Source organism: Corynebacterium jeikeium, from assembly GCA_003955985.1.
GTDB lineage: Bacteria > Actinomycetota > Actinomycetes > Mycobacteriales > Mycobacteriaceae > Corynebacterium > Corynebacterium jeikeium_D.
The window spans coordinates 989,303-1,007,346 of record CP033784.1 but is presented as its reverse complement, the minus strand read 5'-3'; the positions used below and the strand labels follow the sequence as shown (position 1 = coordinate 1,007,346).

At 58.1% G+C, this 18,044-nt stretch carries 17 protein-coding genes; 5 read left to right on the top strand and 12 right to left on the bottom strand.

Going from position 1 to position 18,044, the window contains the following annotated elements; all coding sequences use genetic code 11:
* Positions 1-6 precede the first annotated feature (6 nt).
* The gene (locus EGX79_04440; GenBank protein AYX81501.1) at positions 7-843 is read right to left on the bottom strand and encodes an ABC transporter ATP-binding protein; all 837 of its coding nucleotides are present in this window, start codon (positions 841-843) and stop codon (positions 7-9) included.
* Between the two features lie 140 nt (positions 844-983).
* Here EGX79_04440 and EGX79_04435 point away from each other — a divergent pair, with 140 nt between their 5' ends.
* The 3 genes from EGX79_04435 (at position 984) to EGX79_04425 (ending at position 6,791) form a co-directional block, all read left to right on the top strand.
* Complete coding sequence (locus EGX79_04435; protein ID AYX81500.1) at positions 984-3,014, top strand: alpha-1,4-glucan--maltose-1-phosphate maltosyltransferase; 2,031 nt, start codon at positions 984-986, stop codon at positions 3,012-3,014.
* A gap of 180 nt (positions 3,015-3,194) precedes the next feature.
* Entirely contained in the window at positions 3,195-5,390 is a 2,196-nt protein-coding gene (glgB, locus tag EGX79_04430; GenBank protein ID AYX81499.1) for a 1,4-alpha-glucan branching protein GlgB, read from the top strand.
* Positions 5,391-5,540: 150 nt separating this feature from the next.
* Entirely contained in the window at positions 5,541-6,791 is a 1,251-nt protein-coding gene (locus tag EGX79_04425; protein ID AYX82717.1) for an IS1249 family transposase, read from the top strand.
* A 141-nt stretch (positions 6,792-6,932) separates the two neighbouring features.
* Here EGX79_04425 and EGX79_04420 read toward each other — a convergent pair whose 3' ends face one another.
* Entirely contained in the window at positions 6,933-8,105 is a 1,173-nt protein-coding gene (locus tag EGX79_04420) for a serine hydrolase (protein AYX81498.1), read from the bottom strand.
* 333 nt (positions 8,106-8,438) lie between these two features.
* Here EGX79_04420 and EGX79_04415 point away from each other — a divergent pair, with 333 nt between their 5' ends.
* Positions 8,439-8,834: a TIGR02611 family protein gene (locus EGX79_04415; protein ID AYX81497.1), complete on the top strand. Its 396-nt coding sequence runs from the start codon at positions 8,439-8,441 to the stop codon at positions 8,832-8,834.
* Between the two features lie 51 nt (positions 8,835-8,885).
* On the opposite strand, the gene EGX79_04410 is transcribed toward EGX79_04415, so the two are convergent.
* Positions 8,886-9,935 carry a co-chaperone YbbN gene (locus EGX79_04410; GenBank protein AYX81496.1) on the bottom strand — a complete coding sequence of 350 codons (1,050 nt, stop codon included), beginning with the start codon at positions 9,933-9,935 and terminating at the stop codon, positions 8,886-8,888.
* Positions 9,936-10,018: 83 nt separating this feature from the next.
* Positions 10,019-10,324 carry a thiamine-binding protein gene (locus EGX79_04405; GenBank protein ID AYX81495.1) on the bottom strand — a complete coding sequence of 102 codons (306 nt, stop codon included), beginning with the start codon at positions 10,322-10,324 and terminating at the stop codon, positions 10,019-10,021.
* Positions 10,325-10,355: 31 nt separating this feature from the next.
* Here EGX79_04405 and mce point away from each other — a divergent pair, with 31 nt between their 5' ends.
* Positions 10,356-10,808 (top strand): methylmalonyl-CoA epimerase, encoded by a 453-nt coding sequence (mce, locus tag EGX79_04400; GenBank protein ID AYX81494.1) that lies wholly within the window; start codon positions 10,356-10,358, stop codon positions 10,806-10,808.
* 2 nt (positions 10,809-10,810) lie between these two features.
* Here the strand turns inward: mce and EGX79_04395 are convergent, their stop codons facing one another.
* The 8 genes from EGX79_04395 to EGX79_04360 form a co-directional block, all read right to left on the bottom strand.
* Entirely contained in the window at positions 10,811-11,170 is a 360-nt protein-coding gene (locus EGX79_04395) for an ATP/GTP-binding protein (protein AYX81493.1), read from the bottom strand.
* Positions 11,171-11,172: 2 nt separating this feature from the next.
* Positions 11,173-11,865, bottom strand: a complete 693-nt coding sequence (gene nucS, locus EGX79_04390; protein ID AYX81492.1) for an endonuclease NucS — start codon at positions 11,863-11,865, stop codon at positions 11,173-11,175.
* A 77-nt stretch (positions 11,866-11,942) separates the two neighbouring features.
* Positions 11,943-12,446, bottom strand: coding sequence for a DUF2550 family protein (locus EGX79_04385; GenBank protein AYX81491.1), 504 nt, complete (start codon positions 12,444-12,446; stop codon positions 11,943-11,945).
* 217 nt (positions 12,447-12,663) lie between these two features.
* The gene (locus tag EGX79_04380; GenBank protein ID AYX81490.1) at positions 12,664-13,035 is read right to left on the bottom strand and encodes a F0F1 ATP synthase subunit epsilon; all 372 of its coding nucleotides are present in this window, start codon (positions 13,033-13,035) and stop codon (positions 12,664-12,666) included.
* A gap of 11 nt (positions 13,036-13,046) precedes the next feature.
* Positions 13,047-14,486, bottom strand: coding sequence for a F0F1 ATP synthase subunit beta (gene atpD, locus EGX79_04375; protein AYX81489.1), 1,440 nt, complete (start codon positions 14,484-14,486; stop codon positions 13,047-13,049).
* A gap of 2 nt (positions 14,487-14,488) precedes the next feature.
* Positions 14,489-15,469 (bottom strand): F0F1 ATP synthase subunit gamma, encoded by a 981-nt coding sequence (locus EGX79_04370; GenBank protein ID AYX81488.1) that lies wholly within the window; start codon positions 15,467-15,469, stop codon positions 14,489-14,491.
* Between the two features lie 53 nt (positions 15,470-15,522).
* Positions 15,523-17,166 carry a F0F1 ATP synthase subunit alpha gene (locus EGX79_04365; GenBank protein AYX81487.1) on the bottom strand — a complete coding sequence of 548 codons (1,644 nt, stop codon included), beginning with the start codon at positions 17,164-17,166 and terminating at the stop codon, positions 15,523-15,525.
* A 54-nt stretch (positions 17,167-17,220) separates the two neighbouring features.
* A complete protein-coding gene (locus tag EGX79_04360) occupies positions 17,221-18,039 on the bottom strand; it encodes a F0F1 ATP synthase subunit delta (protein AYX81486.1) in 819 nt (272 codons plus the stop codon).
* Positions 18,040-18,044 lie beyond the last annotated feature (5 nt).

Below are 18,044 nucleotides of genomic sequence, written 5' to 3'. Positions count from 1 at the left end.
GAGCGTCTACTTCTTCCGGTGCTTTCCAGCAGGCCGTGCCCGGCGCGCAAAGTAGCGATCATCGATGCGATCGACGACGATTTCCTGGTGGAAAGCCCTGGTCAGGTTCTCGCTGGTCAGGACGTCGTCAATAAGCCCCTGTGCGATGACATTGCCTTCGTCGAGGAGCATCGCATGGGTGAAGCCGTACGGAATTTCTTCCGGGTGGTGCGTAATCATCACCATCGCCGGCGCATCCGGGTCGAGTGCGAGTTCGCCTAAGTAACCGACCAGGTCCTCGCGACCGCCCAGGTCGAGCCCGGCTCCCGGCTCGTCGAGAAGCAGCAATTCGGGGTTGACCATCATGGCTCGTGCGATGAGTACGCGCTTGCGCTCTCCCTCGCTGAGAGTGCCCCAGGTGCGGTCTGCAAGATGCTCAGCGCCCATGCGCTCGAGAATCTCGGAGAGCTGTTCGAAATCCATCTCTTCATAGGTCTCACGCCAGCGCCCCAGGACGGAGTAACTGGCGGAAATAACAAGGTCCGCGACCTTTTCGTCATTGGGAATGCGGTGAGCAATCGACGATGATGTCAAACCAATCATGGTGCGCAAATCACGCATGTCGGTGCGCCCAATCTGCTCGCCCATCACATGGGCCACCCCTGAAGACGGGAATTCCTCCGCTGCAGCAATGCGCATCAAAGAAGTTTTGCCTGCACCGTTCGGCCCCATGATGACCCAGCGCTCGTCAAGTTCTACTTGCCAATCGACCGGCCCGACCAGCGTACGGCCACCACGGATGAGGTTTACGTCGCGAAAGTCGAGTAGCAAATCTTCGTTAAAGTCTTCTTCCAATTCAGCCACACATCCATGGTGCCCTAACTTTGCCCAAATGTGCGCTTGGACATTCTCATCTATCCTCGGTAGAGAGCAAATCGAGTTCACTCGAGATGGTTTTGCTTCGATTTTCACCTAGCTCGCCGACAATTAGGAGAACGTCTTTTATGACTGGTCGAATCGGTATTGATGACATCCGTCCTCAAATCAACGGTGGTGCAACTCCATCGAAGGCCGTAGTGGGTGAAGTCGTCCCAACCTTTGCCGTCATTTGGCGAGAAGGCCATGACGCGATGAACGCCACGCTCAACGTCAAGGGACCGAAGGAATCAGCTTTTGCTTCCCGCTCACAGCGCATTCCAATGCACTTTTCTGACCATGATCCAAATCAGGTCAACGCCACCTTCGTCCCAGACGTTCCCGGGCTGTGGACCATTCGCATTGATGCCTGGTCCGACCCGATGGCAACGTGGCGCAACGCTATCACCAAGAAGTTCGAGGCGGGTCAGAGCGAAGCTGAACTCGCTAATGATCTAGAAATTGGCGCCGCTCTCTTCGACCGCGCCGCCGCTGGTGCCGCTGCTATCCACCGCAACCACCTACGCTCCATCGCCGCAGGTCTGCGCGGCGACGGCGATCTTCGCGCCCGCATTGCAGCCGCGCTTTCCGACGAAACCCGCGCCATTTTGCAGGCGCACCCGGTGCGCGACCTTTTGACCCGCGGAAAGACCCGCAAGATCAAGGTTGACCGCCGCGAAGCCCTGTACTCCTCTTGGTATGAGTTCTTCCCCCGTTCCAACGGTGGTTACGGCGAAAATGGCGAGCTGCTACACGGCACATTCAAGACTGCGGTTGCACAGCTTGATCGCGCTCAGCGCATGGGCTTCGACACGGTCTATCTGCCTCCGATTCACCCAATCGGTGAAATCAACCGCAAGGGTCGCAACAACACCCTGACCCCGGAACCGGGCGATGTCGGATCTCCGTGGGCTATCGGCTCCGCAGAAGGTGGCCACGACGCCATCCACCCGAGCCTCGGTGACGAAAAGGACTTCAAGGAATTCATCAAGGCTGCTAAGGAGCGCGACCTCGAGGTCGCTATCGACCTAGCGCTCCAGTGTGCACCGGACCACCCCTGGGCTAAGGCTCACCCGGAGTGGTTCACCGTGCTGCCGGACGGCACCATTGCCTACGCCGAGAATCCGCCGAAGAAGTACCAGGACATCTACCCGCTGAATTTCGACAACGATGCCAAGGGCCTGTACGCAGAGGTTCTGCGTGTAGTGAAGTTTTGGGTCAAGCGTGGAGTCAAGGTCTTCCGCGTGGATAACCCCCACACCAAGCCGGGCAACTTCTGGGAATGGCTGATTGAAACCGTTCACGAAACCAACCCGGAGGTCATCTTCCTCGCCGAGGCCTTCACCGCCCCGGCCCGCCTCTACGGCCTGGCCAAGGCTGGCTTCACTCAGTCCTACATCTACTTCCCGTGGAAGACTACGAAGGAAGAGCTGACCGAATTCGGCGAGGAGATTACCCGCCATGCGGACATCGCTCGCCCATCCCTATGGGTCAATACCCCAGATATTCTGCATGACTTCCTGGTCAAGGGCGGCCGTGGCGCCTTCGCCATCCGCGCCGCGCTGGCTTCAACCCTATCTCCGCTGTGGGGCATGTACTCCGGCTTCGAGCTGTTTGAAAACGTTCCGGTCAAGGAGGGCTCCGAGGAGTACCTCGACAGCGAGAAGTACCAGCTCCGCAGCCGCGATTACGACCAGGCACTGGCCACCGGCAACTCGCTGGAGCCGTTCATTGCCACGCTGAACAAGATTCGCCGCGAGCACCCTGCTCTGCAGCAGCTGCGCAACCTGCACTTCCACGACATCGACAATGACAACCTACTGGCTTACTCGAAGCTCGATCCGGTCACCGGCGATGCCATCCTCGTTGTCCTCAACCTCGATCCATGGAATGCCCAGGAAGCTACCGTGCACCTCGACATGGATCGCATTGGGCTCCGCAACCATGACCGCATGGATGTCACTGACTTGATTACCGGCAACCAGTTCAACTGGGGCAAGGACAACTACGTCCGCCTGGCACCGTGGGAAAACGTCGCGCACATCATCAAGCTGCCGGAAATCGATGTCAAGCTCCGCCACAAGTTGGCTTGGCGCGACGTCCCCGACTACGAGGGCTAGGACGCTTGCTGGGAACTTTCGGGGTTAGTGGGCCGCTGACCTGACCACTGTCGCAACGATTCGTCGTTAGGCTGGCGGGTGAGTTAGCAGCCCACTGTCCCCTACCTCCCTCTATTTCTTTAGAACTGAACTCAACAACTTCACATTCACCTACCTAGAAACGCTTCGGAAGGACCTTCCATGGGAGCCCACACAGATCCCCGCCTCGCAATTGATTCCGGCGATATGGATCGCCTGCGCTACTGCACCCATCACGATCCGCACAGCATCTACGGCGCACACGTCGTGGACGGTGACACGGTTATTCGCACGAGGGTCTTCGGCGCTCAGGCAGTTACTGTCGTCAGCACGCGCGGCGAGTTTGAAGCGGAGAACCTGGGCGACGGTTTCTTCACCGCCCTCGTCCCAGGCGGCGATGACTTCGACTACCGCCTGCGCATTACGTGGGACTCCGGCGAAACCGTAGAGCGTGCCGACGGCTACCGTTTCCTCCCCACTATTGGCGCTGGTGACCTGCACCTAATCGGCGAAGGACGTCATGAGGAACTGTGGAAGGTTCTCGGTGCTCACCTTCGCAGTTACGACACAGAGCTGGGTACGGTCGAAGGCACCTCGTTTACGGTCTGGGCTCCGAACGCACGTGGCGTAGCCGTGGTCGGTGACTTCTGTATGTGGAACGGCGCGCAGTACCCAATGCGCTCTATGGGTGGCGCAGGTATCTGGGAACTGTTCATCCCGGGTGTGGGTGAGGGCGATGTCTATAAATTCGCCATCACGACACCGGAAGGACAGCGCCGCGATAAGGCCGACCCGATGGCGCGTGCTGCTGAGCTCCCACCGGCTACTGGGTCGATTGTTGCGACCTCCGACTACGCCTGGGGCGACCAAGCGTGGATGGAAAAGCGCGCCAACACAGACTGGACCGAAGAGCCCATCTCTATCTACGAGGTCCACTTGGGTTCCTGGAAGCAGGGCCTGAGCTACGAAGTTATGGCGGAGAAGCTGGTGCGCTACGTGGTCGACATGGGCTACACCCACGTGGAGTTCATGCCAGTATGTGAGCACCCGTTCACCGGTTCCTGGGGTTATCAGGTTTCCGGCTACTACGCTCCGACCAGCCGCTTCGGCACCCCAGATCAGTTCCGCGGTCTAGTTGATGCCTTCCACGCCGCTGGCATCGGTGTCATCATGGACTGGGTTCCGGGGCACTTCCCGAAGGACGAGTTCGCACTTGCCCGCTTCGATGGCACGGCTTGCTACGAGCACCCGGACTGGCGCCGCGGCGAGCAGCGCGACTGGGGCACCTACGTTTTCGACTTCGGCCGCAACGAGGTACGCAACTTCCTCTACGCCAACGCACTGTACTGGGCGGAAGAGTTCCACATCGACGGTCTGCGCGTCGACGCAGTGGCTTCCATGCTGTACCTGGACTACTCCCGCAATGAAGGCGAGTGGCTGCCGAACCAGTACGGTGGCCGTGAAAACCTCGATGCTGTTCAGTTCCTGCAGGAATTCAACGCCACGGTACACAAGCACAACCCGGGCTTCCTCACCGTGGCCGAAGAATCCACTTCTTGGCCGGGTGTGACCGCACCTACCGAGCACGGTGGCTTGGGCTTCTCTATGAAGTGGAACATGGGCTGGATGAATGACACGCTGGAGTACTTCAGCAAGGAGCCGATTTACCGCTCCTACCACCACCATGAGCTCACTTTCGCTATGGTCTACGCCTACTCGGAAGAGTTTATTCTGCCGATTAGCCACGATGAGGTCGTGCACGGCAAGGGCTCGCTGTGGGAGCGCATGCCGGGCGGCGATTGGGATAAGGCCGCAGGCCTACGTACTTTCCTGACCTTCATGTGGGCGCACCCGGGCAAGCAGCTTCTATTCCAGGGTCAGGATCTTGGCCAGAACCACGAGTGGAACCACGATGAGTCCGTGGCTTGGGACAACCTCGAAGGTTGGAGCGGCGAATTCCACCGCGGCATTCAGCTGCTGGTTAAGGACATCAACGCCATCTACAAGGAAAACCCGGCGTTCTACACCCAGGATGACCGCCCAGAGGGCTTCCAGTGGATTAACGCGGATGATTCCACAAACAATGTTGTGTCCTTTGTCCGTTACGGCACCGATGGATCGGTCGTCGCCTGTGTCTATAACCTGTCGGGAACCACGCAGGAAATCTACAAGATTGGCGTACCGCGCGGTGGCCAATGGACGGAGATTCTGAACACAAACGCATCGCGTTACGAGGGCTCCGGCTACGGTGAAAACGGTACTATGACCGCGGTTGAGCACGGTTGGAACGGCCAGGCTCACTCGATTGATTTGGTGCTGCCGGCCAACACCGCCGTTTGGCTGAAGTGGCAGGGCTAGTCCCGAATCAAGCCAAACAAAAGACAATCTCATAGGAATTGCCCGTGCGGGTTAAGTGACAAAAAGTGTGTCTGATTTTCAGCCTATTTGCTGGTCAGGCCGCATAAAACGGGCTTATATAAGGTTCCAGACCTTATTCAGGCCCGTTTCTTGCTCAATCCACCGGAATGGCTCCTGCATGTGGTAACAGGGGCCTGGTTGTCTTTCTGGGTGACTCCAAACAGACCCCGATGCCCTATATGCGCTGGGCAAATGAAGAAAAACGGCACCACAACCAAAGGGACAACCAGGTGGCGATGCAAAAACCCTGACTGCGGATGCTCAACAACACGACACCGCCCCGATCAGACCCACACCCGGGATTTCAAAGCGTTTCACACCTACGTCACCGGCACTGCTTCTTTAACCAAGGTGGCCGACACCTTGAATGTCTCCCGGCGCACACTCGACCGCCGGTTCACCTCATTGTGGCTTATCGATGTCCCTAACACCCCCGATCCCAACCGGGTCTACGACCAAATCTTCATCGACGGCACCTACACCGACGCTGGCTGCTTACTTGTGGCAGCCAGCCACGACCACGTCATCGCATGGCACTGGACACAACGCGAAACCGCCCACGCCTACACCCAACTACTCAAAAACATCGCCCCACCACTATGCGTTGTCCTCGACGGTGGCCAAGGCGCCTACTCAGCAATCAAAACCTGCTGGCCAACCACCCGCATCCAACGCTGCCTTGTCCATGCCCAACGCGTGGTCCGTCGCTACACCACCAGCCGTCCACGCACCGACGCAGGCAAAGCTATCTACGCCCTGGCGTTGAAACTGACCCGTATCGCCACACTCGACCAGGCACGGGAGTGGACGCTGCGCCTGCATGACTTCGGACAGGTATTCAAAGCATTCCTCAACGAAAAAACACCCCTCCCCAAAGAACGCCGCACCCTCAACAACCAGTGGGAATGGACCCACCTGCGAGTTCGCAAGGCATACAACTCACTGCTGCACCTATCGCGCAATAACTGGCTGTTTACCTACCTGCAGCCACCACCAGAAGCACTCGAACCACAGCGCTGGGCATCAACAACCAACAGTCTGGAAGGCGGCGTCAACGCCCAGCTCAAACGCATCGCCGACGCGCATCGCGGCAGGTCCGGGGAACGCCAACGCAAAATGCTCGAGTGGTACCTGCACTCGAAAACGCAACTGCCTGACGACCCGCTAAAGATCGCCAGGCAGTGCAATTACGGACAAGATCAACTCGCCAAAGTCAACGATCTTGTCCCAGAAGACCACAACAAAGCCGACCACGAAACAGGACGACCAGCCTTCTACGACAACGCTATCCCAACCGAATACCAACACAACATAGGAATCCGGAAAGGGCCCATGAGATAAAAAGGGCCCACCCGGCGACACACCGAGCGGACACACTTTTTGTCACTTAACCCGCCCGTGCTGCACGGTTTTCAGTGATCTGAGTTTCGGCCTGAAAACCTGACACACGGGCAATTTTGTTTTGGGGAGCGTATCCAGGTTTTATCCTCGGAACGGATTGAACCAGTCAGGTTCCAAAGATTCGTTGTAATTCGCAGAATCTGAATCATCGGTGTACGCGGATCCATCCATGCTGTCGGTTCCGATGCGATCCGGAATGCCGTCGCCATCCTCATCCGCGCTCCACGTCGCAGCCTGCTTGGCAGTCAGTGGCTTGCCATCCTTACCAAGGCGATTGTAATCCGGCAGAAGCGGGGCTATTTGGGAACCCAGCTGGCCGAGCAGGCCGTCGGTAAGCTCATTGAGCGGCACCTCATCAAAGCGCGTCGTAATGGCGTAAGCGATGGGTCCGGCTGCGGTGTACAAAATACCGTGGTCATTAACGCCCTCGGCAGTGTCACCGGTCTTCTGGACTGCGGAGCCGACGTACATCACAAACTTCTGCGAACCACCGTAAGTGAGGTAGGTCAATGCAGTTTGTGCCGTGTCCTTGGTAATGAAGTTGTGCTTTGAGGTGCCATCGGCCACTTCCTGGAGACGTGCCATGAACAGCGCAGCTTGAGAGGGAGTAAACCAGGACCGATCACCGCTGGGATTGGGGATGTTGAACTTGTTGCCCAGGTGGTAGCGCTTGTCATCAACACCGGCTTCCTTGATGGTTTTGTTGACCTCGTCGAAACCAGCGACAGCGTCAATCAACCCATTCGCCGCGGTGTTGTCCGAATACCGCATCACGTACTGCAACAGCCCGTCGAGCGTGTATTGGCCAGGGCCAATCACGCTTCCGCCAACACCATTGTCCCAATCGACCGTCACCGTCTTGTCTAGGTCATCGCCGAATTTCTTCAGCGCAGTAACCACTAACGGAGCCTTGATGGTCGATGCGGAGTACTCCTTCGTATCCTCGCCTACCGACGCCGTGAGCCCTTTGTATGGACCGTCAATGACACGCAAATAGACACCTAAATCAATGCCATAGTTGTCGGAGAAACTCTTAGCCGCAGTATCGAGGACGTCCTGTGCATCAGACCAGGTGACTTCCTCGGAAGCATCCCAACCGTTATCTGGAGCATTAGGTTTTGTGGTAGCAGTGGTGGCCTTGGACCCGGTGGTGCTTGGGACATCGATGGTGCACCCCGCCAACAGAGTCGAGGCCGAAAGCGCAACAATGACCGAGGCGGAAGTAGCGCGAAGGGCTTTGGGGCGAAGTCGCATGCAAAACTCCTGGCTGCAGAAAACTGAAGACCAAAGGCACCTAGCGCAGTATGAACTGTCTGAGGTGAACAGGTGGATGAGATGCAGTGGTAACTGCTGTAAACCACTGAGAACTGTTGGAAGATTACCACCTTCCGAAAAATCTCGTTGCACTGGGGCGCAGCTTTTGTGCAACAATGGATTAAATATAGACATGATTAAAAGAATCAATGTCCAACGGTGCACCCAGGCAGTTGAGCTGCACATTTGATGCTTAATGCTTCAACGATGCCTCGTCCGAGACCGCTGCTAGAAATAGCGCACGGCACCGAAAATCGGAGGAAGTGAATCGCAATGAAGGAAAAGGTACATCGCTTGATGGACCGCATGCAGATTCGCCATGCCCATATGCGCAACACCTGGTATGGGCCGGTACTCTCCCCGGTTCTTCTCGTCGCAGGCTTCGTATTGCTCATTGTTGGCATTATCATTTTGCCAACTCCTGCTCCCGGATGGCTCTGCATCTTTGTTGCACTGGGAATTCTCTCGTTGGTGCATCCGCCGACACGTCGCCTGAACATCTGGTTGGCAGCAAAATTGGACGCCTTTTACGCCTGGTATGCGGAGCGTCATGTGGCAATGAAAGCAACACTTTTCCTGTTGCTAATGGCGTTTATGGCCGCTGTAATGGGCAGCGTCTACTACTTCATGGCTCCGGATGACTGGCCATACACCGACGCTTCAAGCTAGGAGCCTGAGCGCTTTCCAGGCTCCTAGTACAGTGCCCCTAGTCCAGTACTCCTAGTACAGTGCGCTAGCCATCCTCCGGCGTGCATCCAATGCCACTGGATCTGCGGTATCGAATAGCACAAGCAGCTCTAGTAGACGCGACTTGATGGCCTCACGGTCATCGCCAAACACCTGCGGGAGCAACTTCAACAAACGATCGAGCGCCTTCGCTGGATCGTCGACAAGCATCGTGACATCCGCGGCATCGAGGGCGAGCGCGACGTCCTTCGGCGCAGCGTCGGCCTTTGCAATTGGATCTGCGCTGCGATCGATTTTGGCAGCGCGGGCGAAGAAGGACACATTCGCGTGAGCGCGCTTCAGCCCCTGATTTGCGGGCTCGGACTGCAGCATAGCGTCATACAGCTCCAACGCTCCGTCGAAATTGCCCTCCTCGAGCAACTCTTCGGCCTGCTCCAAACGCGGGTCATCGGTGGGTACGGGATTGCCGAAGAAGTCAGTAGGCTCCGGAGCCTCCGGCCCGCTGCCCTCCCCAGCCATACGAGTTCCCGCCGGCAACCCCTTGAGACGCCCCCGAGTGGCCTCCATAACCTGCGCCAGCCACTGCTCCAGCCAATCCCTGGTTTTCTCACCCACAAACATGCCAATGGGACTGCCCATAGCCACAGCCGTGACTGTCGGCACTGCCTGCACACCGAATGCCTGGGCCAGCTGTGGATGCTCCTCAGCATCTGCCCACGCCAGGATCCAGTTCAAATTGGCCTCACGAGCCATGCCTTCTAGCTCAGCCCGAAGACGCAGCGAATCAGCTGCTCCAGCCATGCCGATCAAGACAATTACCGGTACCTGCTCCGAGCGCAGAACGACTTCTGCCTCAAGAGTCTGCGGGGCAATCTCAACTACAGGAGGAAGCCCATTTCCCTGATCACTGGTTGCCCGCTCGATCTCCTCTCGGCGTTTACGTTCGGCTTCGGCGCGCTGGTGGAGCTGCTCCAAATCAACCGTGCCGGGCGGTGGTGGCGGAGTCGAGCACTCGCGGTGACCGTGTGCTCCATGCGAGTGACCATGAGAATGGCCATGGGCGTGACCATGTCCAGCTGGCATCGTAAAAGGGTTCCTCTCCAGTGTCGTCGTAAAGCCTATGTGAAGACCTATGTAGAGCCTACGTGTCCAATCCGAACAAGAGACTAGTCGGTGGCTTTCAGCGCATCCTCGACCGCATCCACTTTCGCACGCAGCTGCCCGGTATATCCGTTGCGAATGTCCGCCTTGATGACCAGAGAAGTGCGCGGACTGACACGGCTGACTGCTTCCGTGGCTCGCTTAATGACATCCATCACCTCATCCCATTCGCCTTCAACAAGGGTGAACATGGCATTGGTCTCGTTGGGCAGGCCAGATTCGCGCACAACACGCACGGCTTCAGCAACGGCCTCAGCCATTCCCTGCTCAGGATCGGAGAAAGTGGGGGCAACAGAAAATGCGACAATCATGGCGCCGATAATAGCGAGTACCCTGGAAACTATGAGTGAGACACAGATTCCCGTTCCCCATAAGTACGTAGTCGCTGTCGATCACGTCGGCGTCGCAGTCCCGGATTTTGATGCCGCTATTGAGTGGTACCGCGCAAACCTTGGTTTCATCAACTACCACGATGAAGTCAATGAAGAGCAGGGCGTCCACGAGGCCATGGTCGGCCCGGCCGACAAGGTTGAAGGTGGCACTCTGGTTCAGATTCTCGCGCCACTGAATGACCAGTCCACGATTGCAAAGTACCTGGACAAGAAGGGTCCAGGAATCCAGCAGTACGCAGTTCGCGTCACTGATCTGGAGGCACTGATGGCGCACCTGAAGGAGCAGGGCACCCGGGTGCTGTACCCGGAGCCGAAGATCGGTACCGCAGGTTCGCGCATCAACTTCATCCACCCGAAGGATGCCGGCGGCGTCCTGCTGGAGCTCGTTGAGCCGGCTAAGTAAATCTATCCCCAGCGGCGCGTGATAGTGCGGTGAGCTCTATTGCGCCAGCAGTTAGTGTGCCAATGGCGCCGGTCATCGGCGCCTGCACCATAATCCTGCGGCCAAGCTACGATGTGCGAGGTCCCGGGCATGATTTCCTGGTCGCACCCTGGACAGCGATAAACCTTGTTCGACTGGCCAGCGCTGATGTTACGCACCGCAAAGTCCACGTCCTGCCAACCGGCAGGCCCGGATTCAGTGCGGGTGTTTTGGAAAGAACTGCCAAATGCGGGCAGGCTGCCGCGATTCTGGCCGTGGTTATTACGCCCGCCGCGTTGGTTGCCTCGTTGATTACCGCGCCGCTTGTGGTTTCGCCTAGGCATGGCTAGAATAACCGCAATTCATTGGACTCCAGGCCACGCAGGGCGTCGTAATCCACGGTCACACAGCGAATCCCACGATCCTCTGCCAGAGTCTTGGCCTGTGGCTTAATCTCCTGGGCAGCAAAAATCCCTTCCACCGGTGCCAACAGCTCATCGCGGTTCAGCATCTCCAAGTAACGGGTTAGCTGCTCAACACCATCGATACCGCCCCGACGCTTAACCTCTACTGCAACAGTGGCGCCGTTTTCGTCGCGGCCAAGCAGATCCACCGGCCCAATCGGGGTTGGGTATTCGCGCCTAATCAGGGTGTAGCCCTCGCCGAACGTTGTGAACTGATCTGCAAGCAGTTCCTGTAGATGCGCTTCTACCCCGTCCTTCTCCAGGCCAGGGTCCTCTCCCAGTTCGTACGTGCTATCAGCCAGCACCTTGCCGATAGTGATACGAAGCTGCTCGCCCTTCTTATTCTCAACGACCCAGAGCTTTTCACCAGTGTCTTCACCCGACTCGTCGAGAATATCCTTCTCCGTCAGCGTGCACGGCGGTGTCATCCAGTTTAGAGGCTTATATGCACGGTCGTCGGCATGCACAGAAACAGACCCATCGGCTTTCACCAACAGCAAGCGCGGGGCATGAGGCAGATGGGCATTCAAGCGACCGACATAGTCAACGGTGCATTCAGCAATCACAAGGCGCATTCCCCTACCCTAACGTGACTGCCGCGCGGGAGAAAACAATACCCACTAGAGCCTTAGCAATAGCCTCTCGTAAGAGACTAGTACTGACTTCCCCGGCCACGGTTATAAGCCGAACGGAAACGGCGCTCAATGTCTGTAGGAAACTCACGAGTCTGGCGTGACGACGGCTTCGACTCCACCCACGCCACCAGCGCAGTGTCCGAGGACGAGTCCACAGCAAACTCCCATTCGGTATTTTTCCCCGTTTTAATCCTGACTACCCGAAGCCCGGGCGCGAAAAAACCCGCCTCGATGTCAGTCGGATCTCGGCGATCCACAATAGTGACATCGTGACGGGCAAATTCGGCATCACAGCCAGGACGCAGCGAACGTAGCTTGTACATCTTCAACGTCGACTCGGAATAAACAATGACACCATGGCGCCAATGACTGCCATCACCTGCAGGAAGGCGACGAGCAATAACAGGAGTACCTTTTGCATGCAGGCTGGCGAAACGCCACAGGGCAAGGACCCCGCCGACGATCAACATCGCACCGATAATCATGAACATGATTGACATCATGGTTACGCTTGAAAACACTATCTGCCAGCCTCGCATCCGGGTGAATAGACGACGAACCTTGGTTCAAAAGCGCATTAGAGGCTTTTTACAAACCCTACCCGATTGTTGCACTGACATGAAAAATAACTAAGAAAAACGGGGCGGGAAGCTGGCAAGATTTCTCTTGCGAGCTCCCCGCCCCGTTTAAAGAAGCAGGAAGAATACGGTCGTGCGACCGGATGTTCAGGCGAACAGACTAGTTGGTGGAAGCGCGACGAGCCGCGCGGACCTCCGACTCAGCCTGAGCCTTTACTGCAGGGTCATCCGAAGTCAGGTTGGACTCGGCCTCGGAGAGGTTAACCTCGTCAGCCCAGACTGCCTTATCCGCGAGGATCGAAACCTTCGAGGTAGACACGGAAATGAACCCACCCTGTACCGAAGCGACAAGAACCTTGCCGTCTGCGGTCTTGATGGTCACCGTGCCGTTGTTGACCAGCTGGCCAAGCAACGGCTGGTGTCCGGGCAGCACGCCGATCTCACCCTCGGTGGTCTGGGCAGAGACCAAAGTGGCCTTGCCCTTCCAGAGCGGTCGCTCAACGGCAACCAGTTCAGCGGTGATTTCAGCCATGAGGATGCCCCTTACTTCTTCTGCATTTCAGCGTACTTCTTCTCGACATCGTCGAGGCCACCCAGGCCGTCGAAGGCCATCTCCGGGTAGTTGTCGAAGTCGCCCTTGCAGATGCGGTCGAAGGCAACGATGGTGTCCTTCAGCGGGACGTACGAACCAGGCAGACCCGTGAACTTCTCAGCAACGAAGAAGTTCTGACCCAAGAATCGCTGGATACGACGTGCACGCTGCACGGTCACCTTGTCCTCCTCAGACAGCTCGTCCATACCGAGGATGGCGATGATGTCCTGGAGTTCCTTGTTCTTCTGCAGGATGTTAATAACCTGCTGAGCAACTCGGTAGTGCTCCTCACCGACGATCGACGGCTCGAGGATACGAGAAGTCGAAGTCAGCGGGTTCACTGCCGGGTAAATACCCTTCGATGCAATCGAGCGGTCGAGCTCGGTGGTTGCATCGAGGTGGGCGAAGGTCGTTGCCGGAGCCGGGTCGGTGTAGTCATCGGCAGGCACGTAGACGGCCTGCAGTGAGGTAATCGAACGGCCCTTGGTGGACGTAATGCGCTCCTGCAGAACACCCATCTCGTCAGCCAGGGTCGGCTGGTAACCCACGGCGGAAGGCATACGACCCAGCAGGGTCGAAACCTCAGAACCGGCCTGGGTGAAACGGAAGATGTTGTCAATGAAGAGCAGCACGTCCTGGTGCTGAACATCGCGGAAGTACTCTGCCATGGTCAGACCCGACAGCGCGACGCGCATACGGACTCCCGGAGGCTCGTCCATCTGGCCGAAGACGAGGGCGGTGTCCTGGAGAACGCCCATCTCTTCCATTTCCAGGAAGAGGTCGGTGCCCTCACGGGTACGCTCACCAACACCGGCGAAGACCGAAGTACCGGAGAACTCGCGTGCAATACGAGTAATCATCTCCTGGATCAGAACGGTCTTACCGACACCGGCACCACCGAACAGACCAATCTTGCCGCCCTTAACGTACGGGGTCAGCAGGTCGATGACCTTAATACCGGTTTCCAGAATCTCGGTCTTGCCCTCGAGCTGGTCGAAGGCCGGCGGCTCACGGTGGATGCCCCACTGCTCACCATCGCGACCCAGGCCCGGCTCATCCAGGCAGTCGCCCATTGCGTTAAAGACGTGACCCTTGACGACGTCACCAACCGGAACCGAAATCGGCTTACCGGTGTCCTTGACCTCTGCACCGCGGACCAGGCCGTCGGTCGGAGCCATAGCAATGGTACGAACCATGTTGTCACCGAGGTGCTGTGCAGTCTCGAGGACAATGGTCTTGGCGACCGAAGGAAGGGTAACTTCCACGGTCAGCGCGTTGTAAAGTGCCGGCAGTTCGTTACGCGGGAACTCCACGTCGACGACGGCACCGATGACACGCACAACACGGCCCACAGCCGTGGTGGTGTTCTGCTCACTTAGAGCTGTGCTCATATCTAGTCACTTTCTCCGCTGTCGTCGAGCGCACCGGCGCCACCGACGATTTCTGTGATTTCCTGGGTAATCTGTGCCTGACGTGCCTGGTTAGCAACACGCGAGAGGTCCTTGACCAGCTCGGTAGCGTTGTCCGTCGCGGACTTCATAGCGTTACGACGGGCAGCGGACTCAGAGGCAGCGGCCTCGAGCATCACTGCGAACAGAGTGCGGGACACGTACTGCGGCAGAAGCTCTGCCAACAGGGTGTCTGCATCAGGCTCGAATTCATAGTCCGGCTTGAGGTCATCTGATCCATCGGACAGCATGTCCTCGCCCTGAGCAATCTCGACATCCTCGTACACAGGCTCAATCGGGAGCATCTGGTGTGCACGCGGAATCTGAGAAAGCATCGACACGAATTCCGTGTAGACAACGTGGACCTGGTCGAAGCCCTGAACGGCCTCGCCGTTGGTGCCACGCAGGCCTTCGCGGTACTTGGCAGTGCCCTCGGCCGTAGCGTTGAAACCATCAATGAGGTGACGACGCACGTCGTGGGTTGCGGCGTAGTCCGGATCCTGGGAGAAGCCCTCCCACGTACCGGCGAGCTCGACACCACGGAAGTCGTAGTAGTCGGTGCCCTTACGGCCAGTCGCGTAGAGAACGACCTCATGCCCCTGCTCTTCCAGAGCGGTACGCAGTTCTGCAGCCTTCTTCAGGACGTTGTGGTTGTAGCCGCCACACATGCCGCGGTCACTGGTGACAACCAGGACAGCAACACGCTGGTTACCCTCACGCTCTACGAGCATCGGGTGATCCAACGACGAAGCCGATGCGAGACGTCCGATGACCTTCTCGATTTCGTCGGCGTACGGCTGGGAGTCTGCCACGCGACGCTGCGCCTTGGTAATGCGCGAGGTTGCGATAAGCTCCTGGGCCTTGGTGATCTTCTTGGTCGAGTTCACCGACTTGATTCGGGCTCGAAGTTCACGAAGATTCGCCATGTCCTATTCCCTCCCTTCAATTGCGAAAACGGTCATTGAGTAGCTCAACCTGCCTAGTTCTGGGCAGTCTTGCGGGAGACCGAAATCTGCTGCTTCTTGAGCTCGCCCTCGTCGAGTGCCTCGACCGGAGCCTCGGAAGCCAGCGGTGCGCCCTCAGAAGTCTGGAAGGACTTCTTGAAGTTAGCGGTAGCGGACTTCAGAGCAGCCTTGGACTCGTCAGAGAAGGCGACGCCGCCGTCAATCTGCTCGAAGACTGCAGGCTGAGTGTCCTGCAGGTGCTCAAGCAGCTCGGCCTCGAAGCGACGGACGTCCTCAACCGGGACATCGTCGAATTCGCCCTCACCAGCGAGGTAGATGGAGGTCATCTGGTACTCGACCGGCTGCGGGTGGTTTTCCTTCTGCTTCAGCAGCTCAACCAGACGCTGACCGCGCTCCAGCTGACGCTTGGAGGCATCGTCCAGGTCGGATGCGAACATTGCGAATGCTTCCAGGTCGCGGTAGGACGCGAGGTCCAGACGCAGGTTACCGGAAACCTTCTTCATGCCCTTGGTCTGTGCGGCACCACCAACACGGGAAACCGACACACCGACGTTAATAGCCGGACGGACACCCTGGTTGAACAGGTCGGACTCGAGGAAGACCTGGCCGTCGGTAATGGAAATGACGTTGGTCGGAATGAAGGCCGACACGTCGTTTGCCTTGGTCTCGATGATCGGCAGTGCGGTCAGCGAGCCTGCACCCATGTCGTCGGAGAGCTTCGCAGCACGCTCCAGCAGACGGGAGTGGAGGTAGAAGACGTCACCCGGGTAAGCTTCGCGTCCCGGCGGGCGACGCAGCAGCAGCGAGATGGCACGGTATGCCTCTGCCTGCTTAGTCAGATCATCGTAAATGACCAGGACGTGCTTGCCCTGGTACATCCAGTGCTGACCCAGTGCGGCGCCTGCGAATGGTGCAAGCCACTTGAAGCCTGCGGCATCCGACGCCGGGGCAGCAACGATGGTGGTGTACTCGAGTGCGCCCTGCTCCTCGAGGGTCTGGCGCACACCAGCAATGGTGGAGCCCTTCTGACCGATAGCAACGTAGATGCATCGCACCTGCTTGCTCGGGTCACCGGACTCCCAGTTAGCCTTCTGGTTCAAGATGGTGTCCAGGCAGACCGCGGTCTTACCGGTCTTACGGTCACCAATGATCAGCTGACGCTGACCACGACCAATTGGGGTCATTGCGTCGATGGCCTTAATACCAGTAGCCATCGGCTCTTCAACCGGCTGACGCTGCAGCACGGTCGGTGCCTGCAGCTCGAGGACGCGGTCCTCTTCAGCCTCAATGTCGCCCAGGCCGTCAATCGGCTGGCCCAGGGGGTTAATTACGCGACCGAGGAACTTGTCCCCGACCGGAATCGAAAGGACGTCACCCGTCCGCTTTACCTCGTCACCCTCTTTAAGCGACTCGAAGTTACCCAGCACCACAACGCCGACCTTGTCGGTGTCGAGGTTCTGAGCGACGCCAATAACGCCGCCCGGGAACTCCAGAAGCTCATTCGTCATGACCGACGGCATTCCCGAAACCTGGGCGATACCATCAGCTGCACTGATAACAACGCCAACCTCCTCGCGGGAGGCCTCCGGGGAGTAGCTCGAGGTGTAGTTCGCAATCGCGCTACGGATCTCGTCGGAGGAGATCGTCAGCTCCGCCATGTTCTTCCTGCTCTCGGTAATATTCTTCCAGTGATTAATCGTCTAAACCATCCGTCAGCCGAGGCCGACGCGCAGCTTCTCAAGCTTTGTTGAAAGGCTACCGTCGATGACCTCGTCGCCAACCCGGATGACCAGTCCACCGAGAATCGACTTATCGATCACGGTGTGGATGGACATCGCCTTGCCGTAGACTCGGCCGAGCTTGTCCGCCAGTGCTCGCTCTTGCTCGTCAGAGACGGCCGTGGCACTGGTCACGCGAGCGACGACGTGGTTCCGCAGGCCGGCGGCTAGCCGGGACAGGGAGTCAATGTCGTCCGCGGGGCGCTTGGATGGGCGGCCAACAGCCTGCAGTGCGAGGGTTTCGGTCACGGAAGTGACCTTGCCGTACAGCACAGAGGCGAGGAGCCCACGCTTGGCTTCGGGGGTTGCGGCCTTGTCGGCCAGCAGCTGTTCAAGCTGCGACTGCTCAGCCAGGATGTGTCCCAGTTGGAACAGCTCAGACTCAACAGTCTCAAGCTGTCCCTGGCCTTCGGCAGAGCGAAGGAGGGCTCGACGGCCCAGCTCTACCAAACCCTCACGCATTTCACGCGGGGTGGACCATACCTGCGCGGCAGCATCCACGACGAGGTTAAGAGTCGTCTCAGATACCTTGCCCGCGAACAGGCTCCGGACAAGGCCGGAACGCTGTTCCGCAGTCGCCGAGGTGTCGGCGACAGCGACACGCAGGCCGCGGTCGGAGTCCAGGACCTCGACGATGTCGAAAAGCTCGGAACCAGTCTGAGCAGCCTGAGCAACAGCGACATTGTCGCCACCGATAGCGGCGTCCAGTCGCTGGCTAAGGGCTGCCAGGGATTCGCGGCTTGCTGCGTGCATGTCGC

Coding starts and splice junctions, on each gene's coding strand:
- EGX79_04435 (AYX81500.1), top strand. CDS start 984: ATGACTGGTCGAATCGGTATTGATGACATCCGTCCTCAAATCAACGGT.
- glgB (AYX81499.1), top strand. CDS start 3,195: ATGGGAGCCCACACAGATCCCCGCCTCGCAATTGATTCCGGCGATATG.
- EGX79_04420 (AYX81498.1), bottom strand. CDS start 8,105: ATGCGACTTCGCCCCAAAGCCCTTCGCGCTACTTCCGCCTCGGTCATT.
- EGX79_04415 (AYX81497.1), top strand. CDS start 8,439: ATGAAGGAAAAGGTACATCGCTTGATGGACCGCATGCAGATTCGCCAT.
- EGX79_04410 (AYX81496.1), bottom strand. CDS start 9,935: ATGCCAGCTGGACATGGTCACGCCCATGGCCATTCTCATGGTCACTCG.
- EGX79_04405 (AYX81495.1), bottom strand. CDS start 10,324: ATGATTGTCGCATTTTCTGTTGCCCCCACTTTCTCCGATCCTGAGCAG.
- mce (AYX81494.1), top strand. CDS start 10,356: ATGAGTGAGACACAGATTCCCGTTCCCCATAAGTACGTAGTCGCTGTC.
- EGX79_04395 (AYX81493.1), bottom strand. CDS start 11,170: ATGCCTAGGCGAAACCACAAGCGGCGCGGTAATCAACGAGGCAACCAA.
- nucS (AYX81492.1), bottom strand. CDS start 11,865: ATGCGCCTTGTGATTGCTGAATGCACCGTTGACTATGTCGGTCGCTTG.
- EGX79_04380 (AYX81490.1), bottom strand. CDS start 13,035: ATGGCTGAAATCACCGCTGAACTGGTTGCCGTTGAGCGACCGCTCTGG.
- atpD (AYX81489.1), bottom strand. CDS start 14,486: ATGAGCACAGCTCTAAGTGAGCAGAACACCACCACGGCTGTGGGCCGT.
- EGX79_04370 (AYX81488.1), bottom strand. CDS start 15,469: ATGGCGAATCTTCGTGAACTTCGAGCCCGAATCAAGTCGGTGAACTCG.
- EGX79_04365 (AYX81487.1), bottom strand. CDS start 17,166: ATGGCGGAGCTGACGATCTCCTCCGACGAGATCCGTAGCGCGATTGCG.
- EGX79_04360 (AYX81486.1), bottom strand. CDS start 18,039: ATGCACGCAGCAAGCCGCGAATCCCTGGCAGCCCTTAGCCAGCGACTG.